The sequence below is a fragment of the Dyadobacter sp. HNCC25DJ186 genome (assembly GCF_056895235.1).
On record NZ_JBXHAS010000001.1, the window covers coordinates 1,065,872 to 1,089,305 of the forward strand.

The 23,434-nt window shown below is 42.1% G+C and carries 19 protein-coding genes and 1 tRNA gene; 5 read left to right on the plus strand and 15 right to left on the minus strand.

Translation table 11 applies throughout. The features are described 5' to 3' along the window. Positions 1 to 138: 138 nt before the first annotated feature. Both AC1XUO_RS04570 and hflX read right to left on the minus strand, forming a co-directional pair. A tRNA-Arg gene (locus tag AC1XUO_RS04570) sits at positions 139 to 210 on the minus strand. A 79-nt stretch (positions 211 to 289) separates the two neighbouring features. Next, the gene (gene hflX, locus AC1XUO_RS04575) at positions 290 to 1,540 is read right to left on the minus strand and encodes a GTPase HflX (protein WP_235148340.1); all 1,251 of its coding nucleotides are present in this window, start codon (positions 1,538 to 1,540) and stop codon (positions 290 to 292) included. Positions 1,541 to 1,873: 333 nt separating this feature from the next. On the opposite strand from hflX, the gene AC1XUO_RS04580 reads away from it, so the two are divergent. Together AC1XUO_RS04580 and AC1XUO_RS04585 are read left to right on the plus strand one after the other, a co-directional pair. Further along, a complete protein-coding gene (locus tag AC1XUO_RS04580) occupies positions 1,874 to 3,259 on the plus strand; it encodes an MATE family efflux transporter (protein WP_483328570.1) in 1,386 nt (461 codons plus the stop codon). Between the two features lie 49 nt (positions 3,260 to 3,308). Then, positions 3,309 to 3,461: a hypothetical protein gene (locus tag AC1XUO_RS04585; RefSeq protein ID WP_483328571.1), complete on the plus strand. Its 153-nt coding sequence runs from the start codon at positions 3,309 to 3,311 to the stop codon at positions 3,459 to 3,461. Between the two features lie 108 nt (positions 3,462 to 3,569). On the opposite strand, the gene AC1XUO_RS04590 is transcribed toward AC1XUO_RS04585, so the two are convergent. After that, positions 3,570 to 8,951, minus strand: a complete 5,382-nt coding sequence (locus tag AC1XUO_RS04590; RefSeq protein WP_483328572.1) for a S8 family serine peptidase — start codon at positions 8,949 to 8,951, stop codon at positions 3,570 to 3,572. 425 nt (positions 8,952 to 9,376) lie between these two features. On the opposite strand from AC1XUO_RS04590, the gene AC1XUO_RS04595 reads away from it, so the two are divergent. From AC1XUO_RS04595 to AC1XUO_RS04605, 3 genes are read left to right on the plus strand one after another with little or no spacing between them, the layout of a single operon-like run. Continuing rightward, complete coding sequence (locus AC1XUO_RS04595) at positions 9,377 to 10,780, plus strand: MBL fold metallo-hydrolase (RefSeq protein WP_483328573.1); 1,404 nt, start codon at positions 9,377 to 9,379, stop codon at positions 10,778 to 10,780. 53 nt (positions 10,781 to 10,833) lie between these two features. Continuing rightward, a complete protein-coding gene (locus AC1XUO_RS04600) occupies positions 10,834 to 11,409 on the plus strand; it encodes a YeeE/YedE family protein (RefSeq protein ID WP_483328574.1) in 576 nt (191 codons plus the stop codon). A 22-nt stretch (positions 11,410 to 11,431) separates the two neighbouring features. Continuing rightward, entirely contained in the window at positions 11,432 to 11,953 is a 522-nt protein-coding gene (locus AC1XUO_RS04605; RefSeq protein ID WP_483328575.1) for a YeeE/YedE family protein, read from the plus strand. On the opposite strand, the gene AC1XUO_RS04610 is transcribed toward AC1XUO_RS04605, so the two are convergent. From AC1XUO_RS04610 to AC1XUO_RS04665, 12 genes are all read right to left on the minus strand, one after another. Continuing rightward, positions 11,954 to 12,697, minus strand: coding sequence for a class I SAM-dependent methyltransferase (locus AC1XUO_RS04610; RefSeq protein ID WP_483328576.1), 744 nt, complete (start codon positions 12,695 to 12,697; stop codon positions 11,954 to 11,956). It lies immediately after the preceding gene. Between the two features lie 99 nt (positions 12,698 to 12,796). Then, positions 12,797 to 14,194 (minus strand): hypothetical protein, encoded by a 1,398-nt coding sequence (locus AC1XUO_RS04615; RefSeq protein ID WP_483328577.1) that lies wholly within the window; start codon positions 14,192 to 14,194, stop codon positions 12,797 to 12,799. A 17-nt stretch (positions 14,195 to 14,211) separates the two neighbouring features. After that, positions 14,212 to 14,556 (minus strand): heavy-metal-associated domain-containing protein, encoded by a 345-nt coding sequence (locus tag AC1XUO_RS04620; RefSeq protein WP_235148332.1) that lies wholly within the window; start codon positions 14,554 to 14,556, stop codon positions 14,212 to 14,214. Positions 14,557 to 14,586: 30 nt separating this feature from the next. After that, entirely contained in the window at positions 14,587 to 14,832 is a 246-nt protein-coding gene (locus tag AC1XUO_RS04625; RefSeq protein WP_483328578.1) for a heavy metal-binding domain-containing protein, read from the minus strand. Between the two features lie 27 nt (positions 14,833 to 14,859). Further along, positions 14,860 to 15,441: a helix-turn-helix domain-containing protein gene (locus AC1XUO_RS04630; RefSeq protein ID WP_483328579.1), complete on the minus strand. Its 582-nt coding sequence runs from the start codon at positions 15,439 to 15,441 to the stop codon at positions 14,860 to 14,862. Between the two features lie 56 nt (positions 15,442 to 15,497). After that, the gene (locus tag AC1XUO_RS04635) at positions 15,498 to 17,732 is read right to left on the minus strand and encodes a TonB-dependent receptor (RefSeq protein WP_483328580.1); all 2,235 of its coding nucleotides are present in this window, start codon (positions 17,730 to 17,732) and stop codon (positions 15,498 to 15,500) included. A gap of 83 nt (positions 17,733 to 17,815) precedes the next feature. Then, on the minus strand, positions 17,816 to 18,280 hold the full coding sequence (locus tag AC1XUO_RS04640) for an HYC_CC_PP family protein (protein WP_483328581.1): 465 nt from the start codon (positions 18,278 to 18,280) through the stop codon (positions 17,816 to 17,818). Between the two features lie 79 nt (positions 18,281 to 18,359). Beyond that, positions 18,360 to 18,572 carry a heavy-metal-associated domain-containing protein gene (locus tag AC1XUO_RS04645; protein ID WP_483328582.1) on the minus strand — a complete coding sequence of 71 codons (213 nt, stop codon included), beginning with the start codon at positions 18,570 to 18,572 and terminating at the stop codon, positions 18,360 to 18,362. Positions 18,573 to 18,716: 144 nt separating this feature from the next. After that, a complete protein-coding gene (locus AC1XUO_RS04650) occupies positions 18,717 to 19,304 on the minus strand; it encodes a Uma2 family endonuclease (protein WP_483328583.1) in 588 nt (195 codons plus the stop codon). A gap of 110 nt (positions 19,305 to 19,414) precedes the next feature. Beyond that, positions 19,415 to 20,629, minus strand: coding sequence for an alginate lyase family protein (locus tag AC1XUO_RS04655; RefSeq protein WP_483328584.1), 1,215 nt, complete (start codon positions 20,627 to 20,629; stop codon positions 19,415 to 19,417). 74 nt (positions 20,630 to 20,703) lie between these two features. Further along, entirely contained in the window at positions 20,704 to 22,941 is a 2,238-nt protein-coding gene (locus AC1XUO_RS04660) for a heavy metal translocating P-type ATPase (protein ID WP_483328585.1), read from the minus strand. A 92-nt stretch (positions 22,942 to 23,033) separates the two neighbouring features. Next, positions 23,034 to 23,372 (minus strand): tRNA-binding protein, encoded by a 339-nt coding sequence (locus tag AC1XUO_RS04665; RefSeq protein ID WP_483328586.1) that lies wholly within the window; start codon positions 23,370 to 23,372, stop codon positions 23,034 to 23,036. Positions 23,373 to 23,434: the final 62 nt, after the last annotated feature.

A 23,434-nucleotide genomic window follows, 5' to 3' on the forward strand; every position in this document is an offset into this window, starting at 1 on the left:
TTCTTGGTTTGTATCCCCCAAATCTATGCACTTTGAATAAAGAAATGACAATCAACGCTGACCATATTTTACGTCAAGAAAATCTTTATTTTCGTAAATAAAAAAAAGCCACCCCAAAAAAATTGAGGTGGCTCAAAGTGACCGCGACGGGAATCGAACCCATATCTAGAGTTTAGGAAACTCCTATTCTATCCGTTGAACTACGCAGTCAAAATAAATTGGTATCCATATTCCTATGAATACCAATCGGGGTGCAAAATTGAAAAAATTCCGGTTCAATTACAAGTGCTTATTCTTCTGATTGTACGGGAGAATATCCCAGGTCGAGCCAGTTTGGATAAATTGCAAAGTGTTTTGCCTTCACAAGCGAGAATAATGTATTCCGCAACTCTTCCATATTTTCCTTTTTCTCTGCTGAAATAAAGACAACCTGATCCGCTTTGTGCGAAAGATAACTTTTCTTCAACTGGCTCAAAGTGCTTTCCGGAGTAACTTCCTCCATCTCTGGCTCATCCTCACCTTCCCACGTTTCTTCCTGTGGCGCAGGCTTGTAAACATCAATTTTATTAAATACCAGGATCGTCGGCTTGTCGGCTGCGCCGATATCCACCAATGTTTTGTTTACTACTTCAATATGCTCTTCAAAAGATTCATGCGAAATATCAACAACGTGAACCAGAATATCCGCTTCACGAACCTCATCCAAAGTAGACTTAAAAGATTCGATCAGTGTTGTCGGCAATTTCCTGATAAACCCTACCGTATCGGTCAGCAAGAACGGAACATTTTCCATATTCACTTTTCGAACAGTCGAGTCCACGGTTGCAAACAACTTGTTTTCAGCAAAAACATCCGATTTCGAAAGGCTCTGCATCAAAGTTGACTTACCTACGTTGGTATAACCCACAATGGCAACACGTACCAGACGGTCGCGTTCCTTGCGGCGCGTCATGCTCTGACGGTCTACTTTTTCAAGTTTTTCCTGCAAAAACGCAATCCTGTCTTTTACAATACGTCTATCCGTCTCAAGTTCCGTTTCACCCGGACCGCGCATACCGACTCCCGCACCAGATTGGCGGCTTAAGTGAGTCCAAAGTCTGGTCAGTCGCGGATACATATATTGGTACTGTGCAAGCTCCACCTGTAATTTGGACTGTGCCGTTTTCGCACGCATCGCAAAAATATCCAGGATCAGGAGACTTCTGTCCAGCACCTTGATGTCCTTAAAAATGACTTCAAGGTTACGTACCTGTGAAGGCGAAAGATCATCATCAAAAATGACCATATCAACCGGATTCGCAGTAATGAATATATTTATTTCTTCAAGTTTACCTTTTCCTACATAAGTCTTTATATCAGCCCGTTCCAGATTCTGAGTGAATTTCTGAATGGTTTCAACACCCAAAGTTGTCGCCAGAAAAGCGAGCTCATCCAGGTATTCTTTGGTTTTTGCACTGGTTTGTTTTTGCGTACTCACCGCTACGAGTACTGCGGTTTCAGGTCTTACAGCGGTTGAGAATAATTTACTTTTATCGATCATTCAATGATATGTTATTGTTCAGGTTTCTCTTTTTAGTAAGAAACAAGCCTTTTTTTACACAAAAAGGGTAGTTAGAAAACGGAATATTACCGTCAAAAGTTCAGGCACATCCGGGATGAAGTTACAACTTACCTGCTGGTATTCCAGTTTTTTATTTGAATATTAAAAAACAGTTTTTATTTTTGTCAAAATATTCAAAGTTATGTTGATGCCCGTCTCCGGCTTACTTTAAGCCAATCCGTCTTTTTTAATCCCAGATTCCGGGATATTCGTTACGCATTTCGATAAAATGCGTCCACAAAATTATTATTATTCTGACTTTATTTTTTACCCATGAAAAAGTGGTTTTTACTACTTCGTCAGGCCCTGCGCGGTTCTGAAGAAAGTTTTACCGACGGAAGTATCAACCGGGCAATTTTTCTTTTATCTGTACCGATGATCATGGAAATGGTCATGGAATCGTTATTTGCCGTTGTCGATATTTTCTTTGTTTCCAAAATTAGTATTGAAGCAGTCGCAACAGTCGGACTTACCGAATCCGTTATAACACTCGTTTATTCCATTGCGATCGGATTAAGCACCGCTGCGACTGCGACTGTCGCGAGGCGGATCGGTGAAGGAAATCCGGCCCAGGCTCGCCGCGCAATCGGACAGGTGATATTGATTTCTCTGGCCATCTCGTTCCCTATTGCGATACTTGGTTTTGTATATGCCGGTGACGTTTTAGCCGTCATGGGCGCAGATCAGAGAGTAATTGAAACCGGGACAATTTTTGCAAAGATTCAGTTTCTGAGCGCGCCAGTTGTCATATTGCTTTATTCATTAAGCGGTGCATTGCGCGGAGCCGGTGCTGCGGCTACGGCCATGCGTTCGCTCATCGTCGCGAATTGTTTTAATATGGTTTTGGGACCGCTACTAATTTTCGGACTGGGCCCCATTCCGGCACTTGGCGTGGCAGGCGCGGCCATCGCCACGGCACTTGGTCGGTCCATAGGTGTGAGTTATCAGCTTTATTCGCTTACGAGGGTCAATACAGCATTGGCTTTTGTCTTACGGGATTTGAGGCCGCACCGGGAAACGATTCAGGCCATGATCAAGGTTGCCACGGGTGGTACGGTTCAGTTTCTGATATCCTCTGCAAGCTGGATTTTTCTGACCAGAATTCTCGCAGAATTTGGTAGTGATGTCGTTGCCGGATATACCATTGCAATCCGTGTGATCATGTTCACCCTTTTACCGGCGTGGGGACTTGCCAACGCCGCTGCGACTTTAGTTGGACAAAATCTTGGCGCACAAAAACCAGAGCGTGCCGAGCTTTCCGTATGGAAATGCGCTTCGTATAATCTCTATTTTCTGGTTGGACTTTCTGTCTTTATGTTCATTGGCGCAGAGCATATCATCGGCTGGTTCAGCCCGAATGTGGAAGCGATCCACACCGGAAAGTTAGCGTTGCGGGTTTTATGTCTGGGTTATGGATTTTACGCTTATGGCATGGTCGTGATCCAATCGCTGAACGGTGCCGGCGATACCAAAACACCAACAGTACTGAACCTGATCTGTTTCTGGGCAATTGAAATTCCGCTGGCATACATTCTGGCGATCGTGTTTAATCTCGGACCAATCGGCGTTTTCATCTCTGTCCCGGTTGCAGAATCCTTTCTGGCTTTGTTAGGTATCTGGCAATTCAGAAAGGGAAACTGGAAAACGGTCAAGGTTTAAAAATAGCCACGGATGCACGAATTTTTCACGAATAGCTGATTGCGGATTCGTGAAAATTCCTGTATTCGTGGCTAACCTGGCGATCGTATTTCAGCTCGGACCAATCGGCGTTTTCATTTCTGTCCCGGTTGCCGAATCCTTTCTGGCTTTGTTAGGTATCTGGCAATTCAGAAAGGGAAACTGGAAAACGGTCAAGGTTTAAAAACAGCCACGGATGCACGAATTTTTCACGAATGGCTGATTGCGGATTCGTGAAAATTCCTGTATCCGTGGCAAAATAATTAGAGGCTGGCGTTAAATTTCAAGAAGATTATTCTTTCAAAATTTTAAAAATCTGTTTCTGTGGCCCGGATGTTATTTCAAGAAAATACATCCCCGATTTCACAGCTGCTGCCGAAATGTTGACCTGCTGCGTTTGTAAAGAACCAGAGGAAGGTACCGTCCTCTTTTCCAAAACTCTCCCGCTGATATCGATCACAGTAACATTTACCGGATTATTTTTATCTGCCTGAAAATCCACATTAAATATCCCGTTTGATGGGTTAGGATAAACTTTCCAGGCTGCTTGATCCGAAAACGTAACTGAACGAATGGCTGAGTAAGTAAATGTCTGATCCGTATCAACCATTTTCAACCGGTAGTAACGCGTTGCAAAACCTGATAACTGCTGGTCCGTAAACTGATATTTCGTCGTTGAAGAAGAATTTACCATACCGTCGACCTCTGCGATTTTCGCAAATAAATTCTGATGCAAGTCCGTTTCACCGGAAGCCATTTCAATTTCAAAATGACTGAAATTTTTCTCTGAGGCCGTTGCCCATTCCAGCAAAACGCTGTTATAACCGTCAGCCGGTTTTATTTTTTTTGCCGTGAAACTGGCTAATTCGACAGGCAAAGGAATTGAAGATTGAAGCCCGCCTTTTGAAAACCAGAATTCTGACAGGCTTTTTGTTTTAAATTCGAGATAATATCCGTCGTCGTAAGGCACTTTTACGATATCCGTTGCTGCCAATACCGTCCAGCTGCCACTGGCATTGTTAGAAATATTGCCATCTTCAAGCTCTTTCTGAAAATCGCTGTATTTTGAGATTGCCAGATCATAAGCCGATGCAGGTTTTGCACATCCTGCACATCCCGTCGCAGAAATCAATCTTTCAGTTGCCTGATCGGAAAAATAAAGCCGGATTATGGCAAATTCTGAAAAAGAAGAACTCTCGGATTTAATCGTAAAATTTCGATCATGGTAATACTGGCCATTGTTGTTCCGCACGGCTCCCTGATTCAGATAAGTCTGCACAACCGTTTTTCCCAGATCCTGATTAGGCTGAATGGAAGCAATTATTTTATTATTTTCAGTAAAATTAATCCAGTTCGTTCCGCTTACCTCCGTTTTTGACACCGATGAAGATTGTGGCCCGGAAGAATAAATCGGATTAACAAGGTCATATACGTGCACATCGTCAATAGCGATTCCTTCTCTGTTATCATTTTCGTCGCTCCGTAAAGCAAAACGGAAACGAACATTTTTCTGGCCAGTCGGAATTGCTGCGGTGCTCACATGCCATCTTGTATAATCCTCCACGCTCCAAAGGTCTGAATCGGACTTAACGTTATACCAATTTGTACCAGTACCGGACGATCCTAATTTTGTCCAGATATTTCCGTCGGTTGAATATTCCACATACGCAAAATCACAAAGTTTATCGGGACATCTTTTCAAATCGATGGCAAGGCTAAAACTTAGCGTGGGATGAGCCATGCCATCAATTGCGAAACCGGGTGAATAGAGAAAGGATTTTTCCGAAGAGTTATACGCCCCCGTTAAATTCGTTTTCCAGGCTTTCGTTCCACTTGCCGCTTTGTTGATCTTTTCAGACTGCGGATTGCCATAGGCCCAGGAACTGTTTTCGCCCACACTTTGCCAGTTTCCGGGTTCTGTTTCAAAGTTTTGTAAATATGGGAAAGAAGAAATGACCGGTGAGCTGACAATATCGATTTGAGCAAAATTGTTTTCCGGTTTAGAATCCCAGTCTTTTTCCGTCCAAACTTTGATAGCGTAAATGCCTGTGGATGCAAAATTGACGATATCCGGAAACTGGTAGGTTGTAGCCGATTCACCTCTGATATACGAAATATTCTGTCGCACAACTACCCCGTTATTAATCTGCATCTTAACAGGAATATCATAAACATCACCAACCGAATTATTTCTTACAATTACACTTATTCTCTGATTATTATAAACCAGATTATTGGAAACCGGAGGTATGATCCGCGTTAATTCTATATCGTTTGATTCTCTCGTTATCTGAATATCATCAAAACTATATCCTGCTCCACCATACTGATTTGCCGTCACCCTGTCACCATACTGCCCCCAACGGATTTGGAAACTTTCAGAAAAAGTTTTGTTATTCGTAGTAAGAATCTTGCTCAATTGAATAATAGCCTGCTTGTATCCTTCGCCTGGTGAGCTATGATAAACGTATAGGTTGTCAGCTTCAATCCAGGGATCTGTATCTTTTCCCCGAATCCAAACCTTATCATTTTCATTGTAATACTGGCCGTGATTATTAAACCAGAATGATAACCGCAAATCGTCATTGGCAGGATTATATTGTGCGAGGTTAAATGTCCCAACGAGATAATTGACGTTCCCAACCGTTACATTTTTAAGTACATCCAGCGTCAGAGCCCGGTTTCCTGAGTAAGTCATATCAGAGCCGACATTGGTGCGAAGTCGTCCGAAACTGGTTGAAGCAGTCAGATCAAAACGATCACCGCCATCTAAACCCACCTGACTGGCGGTTGCTTGCTGAAGAGGATAATTTTCAAATTGTTCTAAAAACGGAAGACTCAGCGGTATGTTATCAAGTTGTTTGAAAACCTGGGTGATCGAATTATTTCCTTCAACAGGATCACCAGTTTTTTTAACAAATACCCGAAAACGGTAAGAGCCGACATTTGCCAGATTTGCAGAAGTCGCGAAAGTATGATCATAGGTAGCGCCTGCCTGGATAGAAGGTTTGATCGTTTCCCAAAGAATAACACTATTGTCATCTCCGACAGAATATCCAACCTGAATATTTTGATCTGAAACCTGGTCGTCAAGATTCTTTATACGAATCGTAACAGGATTAGAGGCAGAAAGCTCCAAGGAAGTATGCACTCTGCCAGACTGAGCCGGAGAGATTATGGTTTCAATTTTCAGATCGTTGTCAGAAATACTTCCGGAACAATTTCCCTGATTTGGCGTCCTGATGATTGCAGGACTACGTCTGCCGGGATGGCCGTTAATGATCGCTCTGACGGAAACATAATAAGTTGAATCTTTTGACAAGCCGGATAGCGTGTAACTGGTATTATTTGTCGTTGCCAGACGCGACATTTCCTCGCCTTGAAGTGTCATAATTTCATATTCCGAAGCACCATTAACGGCTGGCCACTGAATGGCGATATATCCTTCGCACTGTGTAGGCGATAGCGATACTGCTGGCGAACCTAAAATGGTAAATGGAGCACTTTCACTTACCATTTCCGTATCATTTTGACTGATCCTAATTTTCGCCTCACTCGTAGCGGCTGCCGGCAAAGTCCATTTCAACTGTCGCAGATCGGCACTTACAGCATCATTAATAGAGATCCACGAGCTTCCGTTATTTAAAGAATATTCTATTTTAAAAGTCCTGGTATTATTTCCGTATGCATCCCAGCTGATGTAAATATCCTCTCCCGTTACCAAATGTTCCTGTCCAGCCGGATAAGTCAGCGTGGTGGAAACGGGAATATTATCATAAACAACGACGTATTTCTGGTTCCCCTGCGTAACGGTTGTCCCATTAATAAAAATGTTATAATCGCCAGCTCCCGGATTGTCGATAACAATTTGCTCCATATTATTTGTATCGTCAGCTCCCTTTCCAGCCGGTGACACAATATTTTTTGGGTCTAACAGTTGTGGAAGCAACTCAGGTGATTCTGGAGAAACAACGCGAAGATCAAGGTTATTTACCAAAGCCTTGCCACTTAAAACCGAAGGAGCCGGATCGTTCCAGTACAGCATAATCTTCAACTGCGCAGTATTGGCCGGTACTTTAATAACATGCTGGTTCAAAGTCCCGTTAGAAATCTGGCTTTCCAGATAACTATTCTGGTTGAGCATTTGTAAAGAACGCAGCAGATTCAATCCCCCAAAGCCATTGCCATAATCCGGCCCGGCCAAACCCTGATCAGTAGCTCCGTTGCATAAAAGTGCCTTCATAAGGGCATTCTGGGGGTTATCTCCATTATGCAGCTGGCGGTATCGCTGATACATTAATACCAGTCCGCCAGATACAGATGCAGCGGCCATACTTGTTCCACTTCCGAGTCCATATTGATCGTTCGGCGTAGTGGAGGTGACCGCAGAACCGGTAGCCGTCAAGTCAGGTTTTATTCGGCCGTCTTTTGTCGGGCCTTTACTGGAAGAATTATTTAAAATTCCGGTATCATAAGTATTGCCTACCGTAATTACATTTTTTGCAGCAGTATATCCTCCTAACACATTACCAAAGCCGGAAGGAATTCCAGCGCACATACTTATCTGCCCGCTATTTCCTGCTGCAAAAACATGCTGCAAGTATGGAAAATCGAAAGCTTGTTGATCCAAAACCCTGGATGTTAAATTATAATCGCCAAAATCACTGCAAGATCCTGCATCAACACCATAGGAGTTGTTGGTGATTACCATCCCGTAATCTCTAACGTACATGCCTGCGCTGGCCCATATATTGCTGTTAATCTGAGCAATAACCCTGGATTTCGGCGCAAACCCCATATATCTTTCATCGACAATCCCAGCGCCCGCAACCGTACCCATAACGTGTAAACCGTGCGAATTCCCTTTGATCCCGGAATGATTGATCAGCCGCCCCTTAAAATCGATGTGCTGCTGAGGATCTGCATTATCGCCAATCCCGATGGTTACACCCTCACCATGTAAATTAAAACCAAGGGGTGACGCAGCGTGGAGTACATTTGCATGAGAGTTTGTTACACTTCTAAAATTGTAAGGTTTTTCTTCGCCCGGAATTGCCTGGATATATTGCACAAATGGCAAACTGGCAAGTTCTTTCAACAAGCTTTTTGCAACACGAACTTCTATGATCTGATAGGCTTTGAGATTGTCAGAGATGATTTGAATCTTACTATTATCCAATTCTCTTTTTACCTCATCGAACGAATAAGACTTCGGAAAATTCATCCAGACATCCAGCTGACCGGGTACTTTTTCTGCATGTTTTGGAAAGTTACCATTGGCTAAAGCCGCCTGCATCTTTTGCTCTGGGGTCAAAGATAATATTGATCTGGCCCGAAACTTCGTAAGCAACGCGTAGTCGACCTCAGATTTAACGGTAGCAATATACGCATTGTCGGGGATGTAGTCGAGCAGCTCAATGCCTGCCTGCCTAAGCTCATCGCGCTGAAACGCATCCGGCAGCTTTTCGAATTGTATGATGAGGAGCGACTTCTGGCCTTGGCCCGAGACTTTTAATCCTGATTTACCAAGATTTTTTGAAACGTTCTTATCAGGAACAATTGTACCTGTTTTGAGGTATAATTTATAGTCGGGACTGTTCTGCCCGATTGCATCCGGCCCGATAAGAAAAATGAAAAGTAAAAGAAAATATAAGTAAAATTTATTATCATACATGACTTGCGAGGAGGATATTGAGGTATGGTATAATTTGAATTTTATGGATTTTTTGGTGCCAGTCTTGATGTTAAATTACTTCCAGGGAAATTGAAATAGTGACTTATGAAGTTGATTTTGGCGTCAAAAATTTTCTATTTGTTAATTTTCCTACATTACGAAATTAGTACAAAATCAAGCGAGTGGACTTAGAACCACTTCGACACGACAATAGAAAGATTTGTAGACATTTATCGCATTGAGAGCAAAACAGCGCGTATTCTCTTCAATCCACACTTTCTGTCAGGAAACAAAATGCGGGATTAAAACAGTTATCTTTGAATAATAACAACGAATTTATTATACGGTAAAAAAAACCGTAAAAAACACCAAAATTGGCAGTCTATTCGAAAAATCGATTGCGAACAAACTACAACTACTTCCATATGAAAATCGAACAAATTTATACCGGCTGCCTTGCGCAAGGTGCATATTTCATTACATCCGGCAGCGAGGCGGCTGTCATTGATCCGCTTCGGGAAGTCGCACCTTACATTGAAAAAGCGAAAAAACTGAATGTCCGGATCAAGTACGTTTTTGAAACACATTTCCACGCAGACTTCGTATCCGGCCATATTGATCTCGCCGAAAAAACCGGCGCAAAAATTGTTTATGGCCCCAATGCGAATACCGGCTTCGAGGCGCATATTGCCGAAGACGGTGAGGTATTTAAACTGGGAGAAATAACAATTAAAGTTTTACATACTCCGGGGCATACGATGGAATCTTCCTGTTATTTGCTCTCAGATAAAACCGGAAAAGAAATCGCTATTTTTAGTGGTGATACACTTTTCATCGGTGATGTCGGCCGTCCGGATTTAGCTCAGAATGGCGACGTGACGCAAGACGATCTTGCAGGAATATTGTTTGACAGTCTTCGCTCGAAAATTATGATTTTGCCTGATGATGTCATCGTTTATCCGGCCCATGGCGCCGGCTCCGCTTGCGGAAAAAGCATGAGCAAAGAAACGAGTGACTTGCTGGGTAACCAGAAAAAATTCAATTACGCGCTGCGTGCGGATATGACCAAAAAGGAATTCATAAAAGAGGTAACCACCGGCCTGACTGAACCTCCTCAATATTTTCCTGAAAATGTTAAAATGAACCGTGATGGATACGAAAGTATCGATGATGTATTAGAACGTGGCGACCAGGCTTTATCTGCAAATGCGTTCGAATTAAAAGCAAATCTTTTGGGTGCCTTAATACTGGACACCAGAAAACCAGAAGATTTTGCAAAGGGATTTATTCCAAATTCGATCAATATCGGAATCGATGGCGGTTTTGCACCCTGGGTTGGCGCACTCATCCCGGATTTAAAACAAAACATTTTGCTTATCACGGATCCTGGCCGGGAAGAAGAAGTAGTGACCAGACTGGCCAGAGTAGGATATGATCACGCGATCGGATATCTGGATGGTGGTTTTGAAGCGTGGAAAAAAGCTGAAAAAGAGAGTGATTCAATCACTTCGCTCCTTGCAAAAGAATTTGCAAAAAGTTACCATGATGGTGATATAAAAGTTGTTGATGTCAGAAAGCCGGATGAATTCGAGGCAGGACATGTGGAAAGTGCCGAAAACATACCGCTGGACTCGATCAACGATAATATGTCTTCTTTATCAAAAAACGAGACATTGTATGTACACTGCGCTGGCGGATACCGCTCCATGATCGCGGCCTCAATTTTAAAAGCAAGAGGATTTGACGATGTGATCAACATTGAAGGAGGTTTCGGAGAAATCCAAAAAACAGAAGTGCCTGTTGGCAGATTAGTACAGGAGCCAAATTAAAGCTTATAGATCAGGAATGATTATTTGAATCAAGAAAATTAAATTATTTCAATATGGACTTATTTGAGATGATCCGTAAACCTTGGCCGTGGTATGTTGCCGGGCCAATGATCGGACTGACAGTTCCGGTCTTGCTGGTGCTTGGAAACAAATCATTTGGGATTTCCTCTTCTCTGCGACACATTTGCGCGGCGGTTATTCCTGCTAATATTTCGTTTTTTAAATACGACTGGAAAAGGGAAATTTGGAATTTGTTCTTTGTAGCCGGAATCGCAATAGGCGGATTTATTGCGACCTATTTACTAACCAATCCGGAATCGTTCATGATCGCGGAGAAAACACAAACCAGCCTTTCGCAACTTGGAATTACAGATTTTTCAGGCTTAATGCCCGCTGAGATCTTTACTGTTGATAATATATTTACCTTAAAAGGATTGATATTTTTCGTGCTTGGCGGCTTTCTTGTTGGTTTTGGAACCCGTTATGCCGGCGGATGCACATCCGGGCATGCGATCATGGGACTTTCCAATCTGCAATGGCCATCGCTGGTTGCAACCATATTTTTCATGATCGGCGGCTTCTTTTCGACCTGGATACTTCTTCCCTGGTTATTTCAGCTAGTTAATTAATTTCCAATAACGCACTTTTTATATGGCTACTGCTAAATTCAATACCGTTTCCGGAATAAATTTGAAAGATCAATTAGATCAGGATGCGGATAGTTATGACGGAACAAATCAGCAATCTCAAAAAGAAGGTTTGGCTGCAAACCTGAAATATCTGATTGTCGGTTTATTTTTCGGAATTGTTTTTGTGAAAGCAGAAATCGTTTCCTGGTTCAGAATACAGGAAATGTTCAGGTTAGATTCCTTTCACATGTATGGAGTTATCGGGTCAGCCGTGGTCACGGGCCTGATTTCCTTACAGATCATTAAGCGGTTCAATATCAAAACGAGAAGTGGGGAAGAAATTAATGTCCCTTCAAAAAAATTTAACAAGGGACAAATTTATGGCGGATTCTTGTTCGGTTTGGGCTGGGCGATAACGGGCGCTTGCCCAGGACCATTATTTGCACAAATCGGAAGCGGATTTTTTGTCGTTATCATCACCCTGCTCAGCGCAATTGCGGGAACCTGGACTTATGGATTAATCCGTTCCAGACTCCCACATTGATTATAGTTTCTTTGCAACAAGATATAACTGCTCGTCTCCCAGCATAAACGGATCTGCTTCCAGATTTCCGAAAGCACCGATAACCTGAAAGCCAGCTGATTTGAACATGAAGTTTAATTCGCCCAAGGTGTAAATATGTTGTCGAACACTGTGCGTAACTTTTTCAGTGCCAGAGATAAAAGTTTGTTCCGCTTCAATATATCCTTCCTCAGGATTGTAGTCATTTTCGGCCAGATAGATCATGTCGTCTGCTACAGGCATCCAGTTCCTGGTCTGAAAATTAGGAAAAATACTTTCTGCAAGGTTTTCCGTATGAATGCTGAAAAATCCGCCGTCTACAAGCAGGTCAGAAATCTTTTGCAAAAATTTTTGCATATCCTCCCTCGGAAAAAAACTAAAACTGTTACCAAAACAATAGGCAGCATCGAACGATTTTTCTTCGAAAGAAAGTGTCAGTATATCATCACAGATCACAGTAAGCGGTAAATTTTCCTGAGCCGAAATTTTCTGCAATTCTTCACAATACTCGGATGACAGATCAACGCAGGTAAGTTGAGAACCAAGATCAGCAAGTGGCAACGCATGACGGCCGTAACCCGCCATAATATCCAAAACCTTACTTCCATTTTTCAGCTCCAATGTGTCACGGAGAAAATCTACTTCGTATTCTGTATACGTTTCGTCCTGATTTAATTTCCAGGCGATTTGAGGCAAACCGTTAAAATATGTATGATACCAGGCCAATGTGGTGAAGATTTAATTTCCACAAAAGTAGTTTAAAAAAATTTAAATGGTCGCCCGGCCTTTTTTATACCTTATTAAAAAGTCGGATTTTGCTCAAAGTTACATGCGCATCAGCCCCGGTGTGAGCCGAAGATACACCTGACCGGAAACCGGGACTTTTCCATAAGCAGTCCGCAGGTCGTCACCAATCGCGAATACGCTTGTCTGAATTCCTGCCTGGAACAGTGTGTTTGAAAATGAAAAGAGCTGGCGGTTCAATCCAATTGTAAAAGCTGAAACAGGAAATTTCTGATCATGCGAAGCATCAACCGGATAGAAATCCAGCTCTTCCTGGCTTTTTTCCACCCATTCATATCTTCCATACACCGACCATTTATTTAGTTGAAGATTTGATTCGGCTAGCAAAGAACTTTCTTTGTGTCCCTCTCCTGAATCATTCAAACCATAAACAATGGATGAAGAAATCCAGTGGTTTTCCGAACTCAAATTCATACTATGCTGGACAGAAGCTGTTGTTCTGTTCACGTTTTCATCTGCATGATTGAGTTCCGGACTTTTTATAAAACCACGGGAAGCCTGTATTGCCCAGTTCGCAGACGGATTATATAACAAACGATAACTATAAGAATCAAAACGAGGTTTGTCAAAGTTGAAACGATTTTCATTCGGCTCACGGCCAGTGAAACCGGAAGCTTCCACTTTAAATTTCCCATAACGAACGCCAGCTGTGACAACGCCAAAAGTAATATGTGTCGCATCCTGCCAGTGATGACCGAGTACGGCATCCGGATTGTTGAAAGCAGACATGCGATGCATAAATGCGGTCGGGCCTAATGCTGGCTCACCGGGGTAACCTGCATAAATACTGACGTCCATTTTTTTATTGATCCTCTGCGTATACCCAACGGCTAATTCCGATATCAGGTCATGCGGGTGCTGACGATCGATCAGCGGTTTGCCTTTCCAGGTTTCCCCGGATTGAAAAAGTAAAGGATATCCGGAGCCGCCATCAAAAATACGATCCAGCGAAATCATAGAACGCACTGTAAACAATCCATTTTTTCCGACTTGTCTCTGCGCCATTCCCATAACATAATTTGGTGCACTGACTTTGGCAGAAGAGCCTCGTTTGCCATCATTATTCAAATTTTGGCTTGTATATCGCAGATACAAACTTCCGTGCAGCATGTAATTCCATTTATTGCCGTGCCTCATATAGGCATACATCGGCGTTGCATCCGGTTGCCAACCAGTCCCCGAACCGTTCCGGTTCATTGGCAGGCTTAGCGAAAATGCATGACTCATGTGCATTTTCATTTCAGCCATGAAGTCGGGTTTTTGTTTCGAATCCATGTCGTGCGCAGCGTGATCCTGCATTTCATGTTTAGCCGTATCCTTTTTTGCAGGCATATCCATGTGGTTATGCTGGGCAAAAGCAGACGCTGTCGTAACGAGTAAACTACCCGCAACGAGAAATATTGTTTGTTTTAAAACCATTAGTCAATTTTTTAGTTTCAATGTGCCGCAGCAGTTTTACGGCAGCAGCTTGGCAATTTATCATGCGCCTTTTGGTCCGCAGGCGACAAATCTGCATCGTATCCGGTTTTGTTGATCGTAGCCTTGATCGCAGCTTCTGTCGTTTTATCCGGATTATATTTTACTGTAACCACTTTGTCGGTGAGGTTTAGATTTGACTCTTTCACACCTTTGGATAATCCCAGGTTGCGTTCAATACGTGCCTTACACATTTCGCAGATCGCCGAAGTTTTAAATTTCACTTCTTTATCTTTTCCGTCAGCATGGACAAAATTCACGGATAAGAACAGGGCTGTTATGAATAAAATGATCGTCTTTTTCATGTTTGTGTTTTTGATTGTTTTGGTTAATAATTAATGATTGTGTGTGGTAGAATCCGTTTCAGCCAGGGCAATTTCCTGTAAGTCCATTTTACAAACAGGGCATTTCCCCGCTTGCGCATAGGTTTTATCACCTTCACACTGCATCGGACAAGCATATTTTTTAGCATCTGCTGTTGATACAGTTTCAGTTTTGGCCTCTGTTTCTTTTGACTTCTCCTGGTTTCCCGAGCAAGCAAAAAGCAGTGTTAATGGCAATGCAAAAAGGATCTTTCTCATCGTTTTTTTTTGATTAATATTAATGTTTCAAATTTTAGTTTCTCCCACCCGATCCAGCGTTTTTCTTGCCAGTGTATTTGTTTTTTTAAATTCTCCGGGCGTCATGCCTGTTACCTTTTTAAACTGGTTACTAAGATGCGCCGCACTGCTGTAAGATAACCTCCAAGCCATTTCACTCAGGCTTAACTCATTGTAAGAAAGCCATTCTTTCACTTTTTCAACTTTCTGCGCGATGATATATTGCTCAATGGTTTGTCCGGTTTCAGAAGAAAACAGGTTACTCAGATAAGAATACTCATACCCTGTTTTCTGAGAAAGATAATCTGAAAAGTTCAACGACGCTGGCTTATGTCCTTTCAAATACTGCACTTCTTCAATGATCAGCGTTCTGATATTTTCAACCAGCGTTGCCCTTTTATCATCCAGCAGTTCAAATCCGTTCGTTTCCAAAATATGTTTCACCTCCGAAATTTTTGCCTCGTTCAGGTCAGATTCCGTGTCCACTTCTCCCAATTCAATATGTTTCAAACTGATATCAATTTTGCCCAACTCTTCTTTGACAACCTTGATACAGCGATCACAAACCATATTTTTGATATATAACCTCATTATAATTGTTAATGGTTAATGATGAATTGTTAATTTCACTGACTTGGCAATAACAATTATCTGATGATTTTGAATCTCACGCCTGCATAAATCATTCTTCCCACAACCGGTCCCCAGGCCATACCTGCATCAAATTCTTTTCCAAAAGGATTGTTGGCAGCATAAATCGGATTTTTCTGGCGGAAGTTATTCAAATTTTCTCCGCCAAGATAAATATCCCACTTTGGAAAAGTACGGGTAATCTGGGCATTCAGATTATAAAACGAAGGTGCTTCCGTAGAAACTTCGGTGGACAAATCACCATGTCCTGTCATACCATACATTGGATCCATACTTGGCAACCGGCGTTTTCCATTCCATTGTACCGTAACATCAAACTTCCATTTATCGTAAGGCAGAGCATAACCAGCGTTGAAAAGGATCCTGTCGCGGCTCACCAGCATTTTTGGTAGCAAAACATTTTCATCAGCAAGACCGTAAACAGTCTGTTTTACATCAAACAAACGGTAAGCCAGTTTCAGATCAAAACGTTTGATTGGCGTGAGGTTTACCTCAGCCTGAAAACTGTTCGCATAGGCTTTTCCATTCAGGTTATAAAAACGGATATACTTCGGGTTTTCCAAATCGGCAACGAGCTGATTTTCAAAGTTTGTCCGATAGAAATCAGTGATGAAAGTACCGGCCATTTCACCAATTTTGAATTCCTGCGTCAGACTTACTCCGTAATTCCAGGACACTTCCGGGCGAAGTTTTTCCAGAAATAACACCTGACGCGCGCTTACCAGATTGCCGTAATATTCGGCGAGCGGGTTCGCCACCCGAAAACCTCTTCCTGCCGAAGCACGTAATGTGGTGTTATTGGAAAGACTATATTTCAAATGCAGGCGCGGCGTAAACTGCGTTCCATACAAGTTGTGAAAATCGACACGGGAGCCAGCGACAAGCACAAATTTGTCGAGATTATTGTAAGTATATTCAACAAAAACACCCGGGACAGATTCTCTTCTCAACAGGGTTGTGTCTTTGTATTTTTCGTTATAGTTATCCAGCATATAACTTACGCCAGCTTTATAAGAATGATTTGTATTTCCGAGAATCGATTGATAGATCAAATTTCCATACAAAGTCTCCTGCCGACCGTTATAATTGGTCAGTCCAAAATATGACTTAGAATCATGGACAGACGCATTCACGATCAGCCCCAAACCTTTGTAAGGTTTATCAGGATAAAGTCGGGCGATTTTTGAGAAAAACTCATAGCGATTGACTTTCGCCCCAAACCCATACGCCTGCGTGGTACCTTTCATTTCTTCACGAAAATCAGATTGTCCGCCTAACCGGTCTTCATGTAAAGCTTTTACACCAAACTGGGCCATCATTCGATTGCTCTGATATTTCCAGCGATTGATCACATTGTACTGGGTATATAAGGGAAGGTCCAGAAATCCGTCGCCATTTTTATCAATTCTGTTTTGGAGGGTACTTGCATGTGTCAATAAACCAGTGCTCCACTTTTCATTCAATTGGTGAGCCAAATTTAGATTCAGTTCAGCGCGGCCAAAATTATTTACATAGGTATTGAAATAAAGCTTTTCCTGCGTATCCGGTTTTTGGAGTTCAACATTAATCTGGCCGGTCATCGACTCGTAGCCATTCACGACCGAACCTGCACCTTTGCCCACATCAATAGACTGAATCCAGGTTCCGGGCACAAAATTCATCCCAAATGTTGAAGCCAAGCCACGGATTGTTGGAATATTTTCAATGTTTGTCTGGATATAGGTACCATTCAAACCCAACATCTGGATTTGTTTTGCGCCGGTTACAGCATCACTATAAGAAACGGAAACCGAGGCATTGGTTTCGAAACTTTCTGATAGATTACAGCATGCTGCTTTTGCAAGTGCCCGTGTCGTAATTATTTCTGTTTGATGCGGAGATAACCGGTCGATGGAGGTTGCGTTTGCCTTCACCACGACTTCATTCAAAGTCTGATCACTTTTCAAAATCACTTCCAGCTCACTTTCAGCACCAATCCTGATGGTATCATTTTTAAAACCCACGAAACTTATCACCAGCTGATTTGACTGCGTAATTCGGGGAATTGAAAACCGGCCACTGGAATCGGTTGAAGATGCCTGCGTGGAACCTGTCCAATAAACATTGGCGCCGGTCAGTGGTTTGAGTGTTTTATCACTTACCAGTTGTTCGTAAACTTTTCCGGTAATACGTTGCGCAAAAGATGATTGCGTGTAGAGAAGCAAGATTGCTCCGATTAAATATCTTTTCATCAGTGTTAAGTCGTGATTTGATAAATACCAATGCGTCGTGAGAACAAATACACAAACACATTAAAAATTTAACAATCAGCGACTTATATCAGATAAGTCTGCACAAAAGAGAGCATACTTCTCCCATGAAAAAGAGAAGAGAATGATATGGTATCGGAAGAAGAATTGGCGGAAGGATAAATCCATTCCTGAGAAAGAAAAACAAAAGACTGAACAGACCAAAGGTCACCGTCCGCAATCATTTTCAGCGCTTTCGCGTGTAATTGAGCCAGTGAAGAAACAACATCCACCTTTTCAAATTTCTGTTGATCCTTGCAGCAATCTGTCTTTTTGAAAAAGGTTTTGCCTGATTCTTTCAACGCTTTACTTTTCGCACAGCAGGAAGAAACCACTTTTTTCTCACAGGAATCGGCTTTTTTCTCAGAAACAAATTTCATAGTCATCCCCCGCATCATGCACTGATGCTCTATCAGCCCGAAACCCGTGCTGCTAACGAGCACAAGTGTGGCCATGAAGATGGTGATGAATTTATGAAATTTGTTTTCCATGCGTGCAAAAGTAAAACCTTATTGAAGCAATAACAAACGAATTGACTTCGGGCAACTTATTCTTATTTTAACCTGACTATCAGGACTCAATAGGCTCCGCGACATATCCGGCTTTTTTTACAACCTCAGCCACTTCTCCGGCCGACTTATCAGTTTCCACAGACAAAATCCGGTCGGGATTTTGGAGTTCAACTTCCCATTTACCAATACCGTTTTCAGCAGATAAAAAGGGAGTTACGGCGGCAATACAACCACCGCATTTAATATTGGTTTTAAATTTTAGAGTTTCCATTTGATCTAACGATTTTTTAATTGAGACAATCCTTAATAATTATCTCTTTGCAAAGATCGGCAGGAAACCCGGAATGATTATTACAGAATTAAGGAGCGGCGTTACAGAGTTTTTGGTTTTAGATCTTCAACGACCACTTTCAATTCAAAAACCAATGGTTTTTAAATCCTGCAGATCAACTTTATTATAAACTTTATTAAGAGTAATAGAACATTCACCGATCATTACATATTCATCCTTTTCAGTGTAAGTATGACTTAACCATTCGGCTTCATTTATTTTTTTGATGACCTCAATCTTTTTCTTTTTTGAGGAAACCAATACGTATTCTCTGAAAGATGGTATTGTTTTGTAGCAATCAAATTTTTCTGACCGGTCATACGCTTCTGTGAAATCCGACAATACCTCTACTATTATTTCAGGATTCATCAATGCTTCTAAACCTCTGCCCGATTTTTCGTAGACCGGCTGTTTACATACAATCACCAAATCCGGAAAGGTGTATTTGTCACAACCTTCGACTTTAATAAGTTGATCATTACTAAGAATAAGACAATCGCCTGTGCCTAAACAATTCTCCAAAGCGAAAGATAATGTGACACAAATCCTGTTATGAGCAGGCTGAGCACCGGCCATGGCAGTCACCTCTCCGGAATTATATTCCAGTTTTACATCAGATTTTGCTAAAAGGTCAAAGTATTCTTCGTGCGTCACAAGTGTTGCTGTTTGCATAAAAAGCTTTTATCAAGTGTGTGGGTATTATCAAATTTAAACTATTAAAAACTTGATCACAACACAAAAAGCGCTTTATTCGAAATTTGAATAATTCCCAAACTCAAATATCAATTAAACCAAATTATCGGATTTCTCACAGGCAAATTCCGAAGTACTTCTTCCACTTTGGGATTATGATCCAGTTTCCGCCAGGTTCTGAACCAGTCATCTTTTTTGAAAGCCAGAGCTCCAAAAACCAGGAATGGCTGGGCAACAGGCCAGTTTTCCCAATACATAACATCCGGTTTCAACGGCCATTTTTTCTTATCTGAAATGAAGGGATAGAGATACGTAATACCTTTCCTGATATTCCGTCCATCTATCGTCTGATACGTCCATAGGTTATTCTCTTTATCAGATAAAATCTGGCATAACATCACCATCGCATCCAGATTAAAGATGGAATAACCATAAGGTTTTGTTCTTTTTAGCTCCTGAGGAAAACTTCCATTTGCGTTCATTTGATAGGGTAGAAAGACTGTTTTATACCGGTTTCTACAAAAATCGAGTACCTCCCTATTTTCAGTTAATCTAGCAAAAGACGCCACCTGCATAGCCCAGCAGGTTCCATGATTATTTTTGGCTTCCATTTCATCTTTGCCGTACTGATGCGTCATCAGCCAGTTGATATATTCAGCAAACCAGTTTTTCGTTTGCGCAACATCTTCCTTTTTCACAGATTTTGCTTGCTGCATTACAATTATTCCCTGCGCCACTTCCATTAAATGAATCGTATCAATAATGCCAATTCCCCGTCCCGCAGCCCGTCCTTTTATAGCCTGGGCAAAAAGTAATGAGGGATTCATTTTTGTTTCTTTGTCGACGAACCAAGCGTTGATATGCCGAAATGCCTGGGTTGCATATTTATCTTCGCCAGTAAGTTTGTAAGCCGAAGCCAGTGCGCCAACAATTCTGCTGAATCGTATCATGGCCAACCGATGTGCAGTAAAAATATTCGGATTTGTCAGGCCATCCCGCTGAATATACGGACCGTCAGGATTCAGTGAATCTGGCCACCAGTAATCACCTTCTGAATAAAAATCATGTTTTCCGCCCTTACTTCTTGGACTTGTTTCTGCGGTAACGGTGATAGGCTCCTGCATCATCGCCCAGCCTGCTTCGGTCATAATATGAGTTCGCAGCGTCCATATTACTTCCGACTCGACTGCATTTTTCTGTCCAAAACTTAAATTAACGAAGAGTGTAAAACAAAAAACCAAAGACGTGCGCAGGCGGCTACGTCTTTGGTTTCGATATAACTGCGAAAAAAATAATTCGGTCATCGTTAATCTGGCTAATGGATTGAACTGCTTTTACTAAAAGACAACCGACAGACCGTTCTCCCCCTACTGATCAACTACAATTTTGCACTGCGCAGTCTCAAACTATTGGTCACGACAGATACAGAGCTCAGCGCCATGGCTGCTCCGGCAATCATTGGATTTAATAGAAACCCATTGAACGGATACAAAATTCCGGCAGCGACTGGTATTCCGATTAAATTATAGATAAATGCCCAAAAGAGATTCTGTTTGATCGTTGCAACTGTTTTTTTAGAAAGTTTTAAGGCTTTCGGCAGCACCATCAGATCGGAAGTTATCAACGTCATTTTTGCCACGTCCATCGCGATGTCAGATCCTTTTCCCATGGCAATACTAACGTCGGCCTGAGCCAGTGCCTGTGAGTCGTTGACCCCATCTCCTACCATCGCAACAATTTTACCTTCTGCCTGTAATTGTTTAACAAACTGCATTTTATCATCCGGTTTCACTTCGGACATATAATTTTTTATACCAACCTGACGCGCAACCGCAGCAGCCGTTTGCGCATTATCTCCTGTCAGCATATATACCTCAATCCCCTGCTCCTGCAATTTTTGAACAGCCTCAGCAGAAGTCGCTTTCAACTGATCGGCGATTGATATCAAAGCAATCTGAACTTTATTCAAACTCACGCCAATAACAGTCTGCGCAGCTTCTCTCTGCACATCAGCCAGTTTTTCCAGATCTGCATCAAGTTTTACATTCTCATTTTGCAGAAATGACAAGGTACCAATCAGGTATTCATTGCCGCCAACGATTCCTTTTATCCCGTTTCCGGTTACCGATTCAAAATGCTCAACTTTCGTATCACCATTTTCCTGCACATAATTTACAACCGCCAAAGCCAATGGATGTTCAGAACGTGATTCTAAAAGTTTAACGGCAACGGCGTGTTTTGCCTGATCCGATATATTTGCGCTCCATTTCCAGTCGGTAACCTGTGGATGTCCCTGCGTTAATGTTCCTGTCTTATCCAAAATGACAACATTTACCTCGTGCGCTTTTTCAAGACTTTCTGCATCGCGAATCAGGATATTATTCTCGGCACCTTTCCCCACACCTACCATAATAGCAGTCGGAGTGGCCAAACCGAGCGCACACGGACAAGCAATGACCAATACAGAAACCGCAGCCAAAAGCGCTTGCGTCAATGCATTTTCGCTTCCGAAAAACATCCAAACGACAAATGTCAAAATGGAAATTCCTATCACAACAGGAACGAAAATTCTGGCGATTTTATCCACCAGCCGCTGAACCGGTGCCTTACTCCCTTGCGCTGCCTGGACGGTTTTAATGATCTGGGCGAGCACTGTATTCTTTCCTATTTTTTCGGCAATGAAAGTAAAACTTCCCTGCTGGTTTATTGTTCCTGCAAAAACCTGAGTTCCGGCAGTTTTTTCAGAAGGTATCGGCTCACCTGTCATCAGGCTCTCATCCACAAAAGAACTTCCGCTGACTACTTTTCCATCCACAGGAATTTTTTCACCAGACCGAATCACAATCTCATCGTGCAGTTGAACATCCTTAACAGAAATTTCAATCTCAGCATTTTCCCGGATTACTTTTACGTTTTTGGGCTGTAAACCGATCAGCTTTTTTAACGCGTCTGATGTATTCGTTTTAGCCTTTTCTTCCAGTAATTTTCCAAGTAAAATAAAAAACACGATAACCGCCGCCGCTTCAAAGTAAACATGCGGATGGATTCCTTTTTCATGCCAGAACTGAGGATAAAAAGTGTTAAAAGTGCTGAATAAAAAAGCAATACCAGTACTTAAAGCTACCAGCGTATCCATATTCGACTTTCCATGTTTGGCTTGATTCCATGCATTTACAAAGAAATCTTTCCCGAAAATAAATAATACCGGCGCAGTTAGTGCCAGCATGATATAATTGCCGTTGGCCATATCCATGAAAAACATTCCGATGATGACCACCGGGATAGCCAGAATTCCTGTCCAGACCGTTTTTCTTTTCAGGTCATGATAATGTTCCAATTTTAATTTTTCCTGCTCGGCTATGCTTTCGTCTTCATCATCATTGATAATAAATCCGTAGCCAATACTTTGCAAAACCTTATCCAACGCTGGCAAATCCGTCGCCTTGGGATCGAAATCGACCCAGGCAGACTGATTTGCATAGTTAACACCGGCGTCGGCGACTCCGGACGTACTTTTCAGCATGGATTCCACGCTTACTGCACAGGCCGCACAAGACATTCCTGTGACGGGCAATGTGACTTTCTTCGTATTTAAAACTTTATGATCCGCTTCCATGAGATTACTATATGCTATGTTTCAAAGGTACGGATTACCAAGGCCGAAAATTTTACACAATTATAGCCCGCACTTACATGATTATGAAATGTTTAGGCAAGCCTGGTTCCATTTGGCAACAATTGGTCCGCGACTGCCAGAATTACTTCTCCGTCAGGTAAAACAAATCCCGTTGTCAACACTTCCGAACGAAAATCTGCAATCTGCTTTATCGGAAAATTGACCACACATAAAACCTGTTTCCCGACCAACGCCTCTTTCGAATAGCGTTTCGTGATTTGGGCAGAACTTTGTTTAATACCAATTTCTTCACCGAGATCAATCCAAAGTTTGTAGGCGGGCTTTCTCGCTTTTGGAAAATCTTCAACCCGAACGACTGTACCTACTCTTTGGTCAACTTTTTCAAAATCCTGCCAGGTAATTTCCTCCATTATTTTTTACTTAACTGATTAATATTTTCTTTTCTGATTTATAAAATTGATTTCTACATTAA

What these genes read in the sequence shown, in the direction of transcription:
- AC1XUO_RS04635 (WP_483328580.1), bottom strand. Translation starts at nt 17,732, where the DNA reads ATGAAAAGATATTTAATCGGAGCAATCTTGCTTCTCTACACGCAATCA.
- AC1XUO_RS04650 (WP_483328583.1), bottom strand. Translation starts at nt 19,304, where the DNA reads ATGCAAACAGCAACACTTGTGACGCACGAAGAATACTTTGACCTTTTA.
- AC1XUO_RS04640 (WP_483328581.1), bottom strand. Translation starts at nt 18,280, where the DNA reads ATGGAAAACAAATTTCATAAATTCATCACCATCTTCATGGCCACACTT.
- AC1XUO_RS04580 (WP_483328570.1), top strand. Translation starts at nt 1,874, where the DNA reads ATGAAAAAGTGGTTTTTACTACTTCGTCAGGCCCTGCGCGGTTCTGAA.
- AC1XUO_RS04655 (WP_483328584.1), bottom strand. Translation starts at nt 20,629, where the DNA reads ATGACCGAATTATTTTTTTCGCAGTTATATCGAAACCAAAGACGTAGC.
- AC1XUO_RS04595 (WP_483328573.1), top strand. Translation starts at nt 9,377, where the DNA reads ATGAAAATCGAACAAATTTATACCGGCTGCCTTGCGCAAGGTGCATAT.
- AC1XUO_RS04630 (WP_483328579.1), bottom strand. Translation starts at nt 15,441, where the DNA reads ATGAGGTTATATATCAAAAATATGGTTTGTGATCGCTGTATCAAGGTT.
- hflX (WP_235148340.1), bottom strand. Translation starts at nt 1,540, where the DNA reads ATGATCGATAAAAGTAAATTATTCTCAACCGCTGTAAGACCTGAAACC.
- AC1XUO_RS04625 (WP_483328578.1), bottom strand. Translation starts at nt 14,832, where the DNA reads ATGAGAAAGATCCTTTTTGCATTGCCATTAACACTGCTTTTTGCTTGC.
- AC1XUO_RS04590 (WP_483328572.1), bottom strand. Translation starts at nt 8,951, where the DNA reads ATGTATGATAATAAATTTTACTTATATTTTCTTTTACTTTTCATTTTT.
- AC1XUO_RS04665 (WP_483328586.1), bottom strand. Translation starts at nt 23,372, where the DNA reads ATGGAGGAAATTACCTGGCAGGATTTTGAAAAAGTTGACCAAAGAGTA.
- AC1XUO_RS04660 (WP_483328585.1), bottom strand. Translation starts at nt 22,941, where the DNA reads ATGGAAGCGGATCATAAAGTTTTAAATACGAAGAAAGTCACATTGCCC.
- AC1XUO_RS04645 (WP_483328582.1), bottom strand. Translation starts at nt 18,572, where the DNA reads ATGGAAACTCTAAAATTTAAAACCAATATTAAATGCGGTGGTTGTATT.
- AC1XUO_RS04600 (WP_483328574.1), top strand. Translation starts at nt 10,834, where the DNA reads ATGGACTTATTTGAGATGATCCGTAAACCTTGGCCGTGGTATGTTGCC.
- AC1XUO_RS04605 (WP_483328575.1), top strand. Translation starts at nt 11,432, where the DNA reads ATGGCTACTGCTAAATTCAATACCGTTTCCGGAATAAATTTGAAAGAT.
- AC1XUO_RS04615 (WP_483328577.1), bottom strand. Translation starts at nt 14,194, where the DNA reads ATGGTTTTAAAACAAACAATATTTCTCGTTGCGGGTAGTTTACTCGTT.
- AC1XUO_RS04620 (WP_235148332.1), bottom strand. Translation starts at nt 14,556, where the DNA reads ATGAAAAAGACGATCATTTTATTCATAACAGCCCTGTTCTTATCCGTG.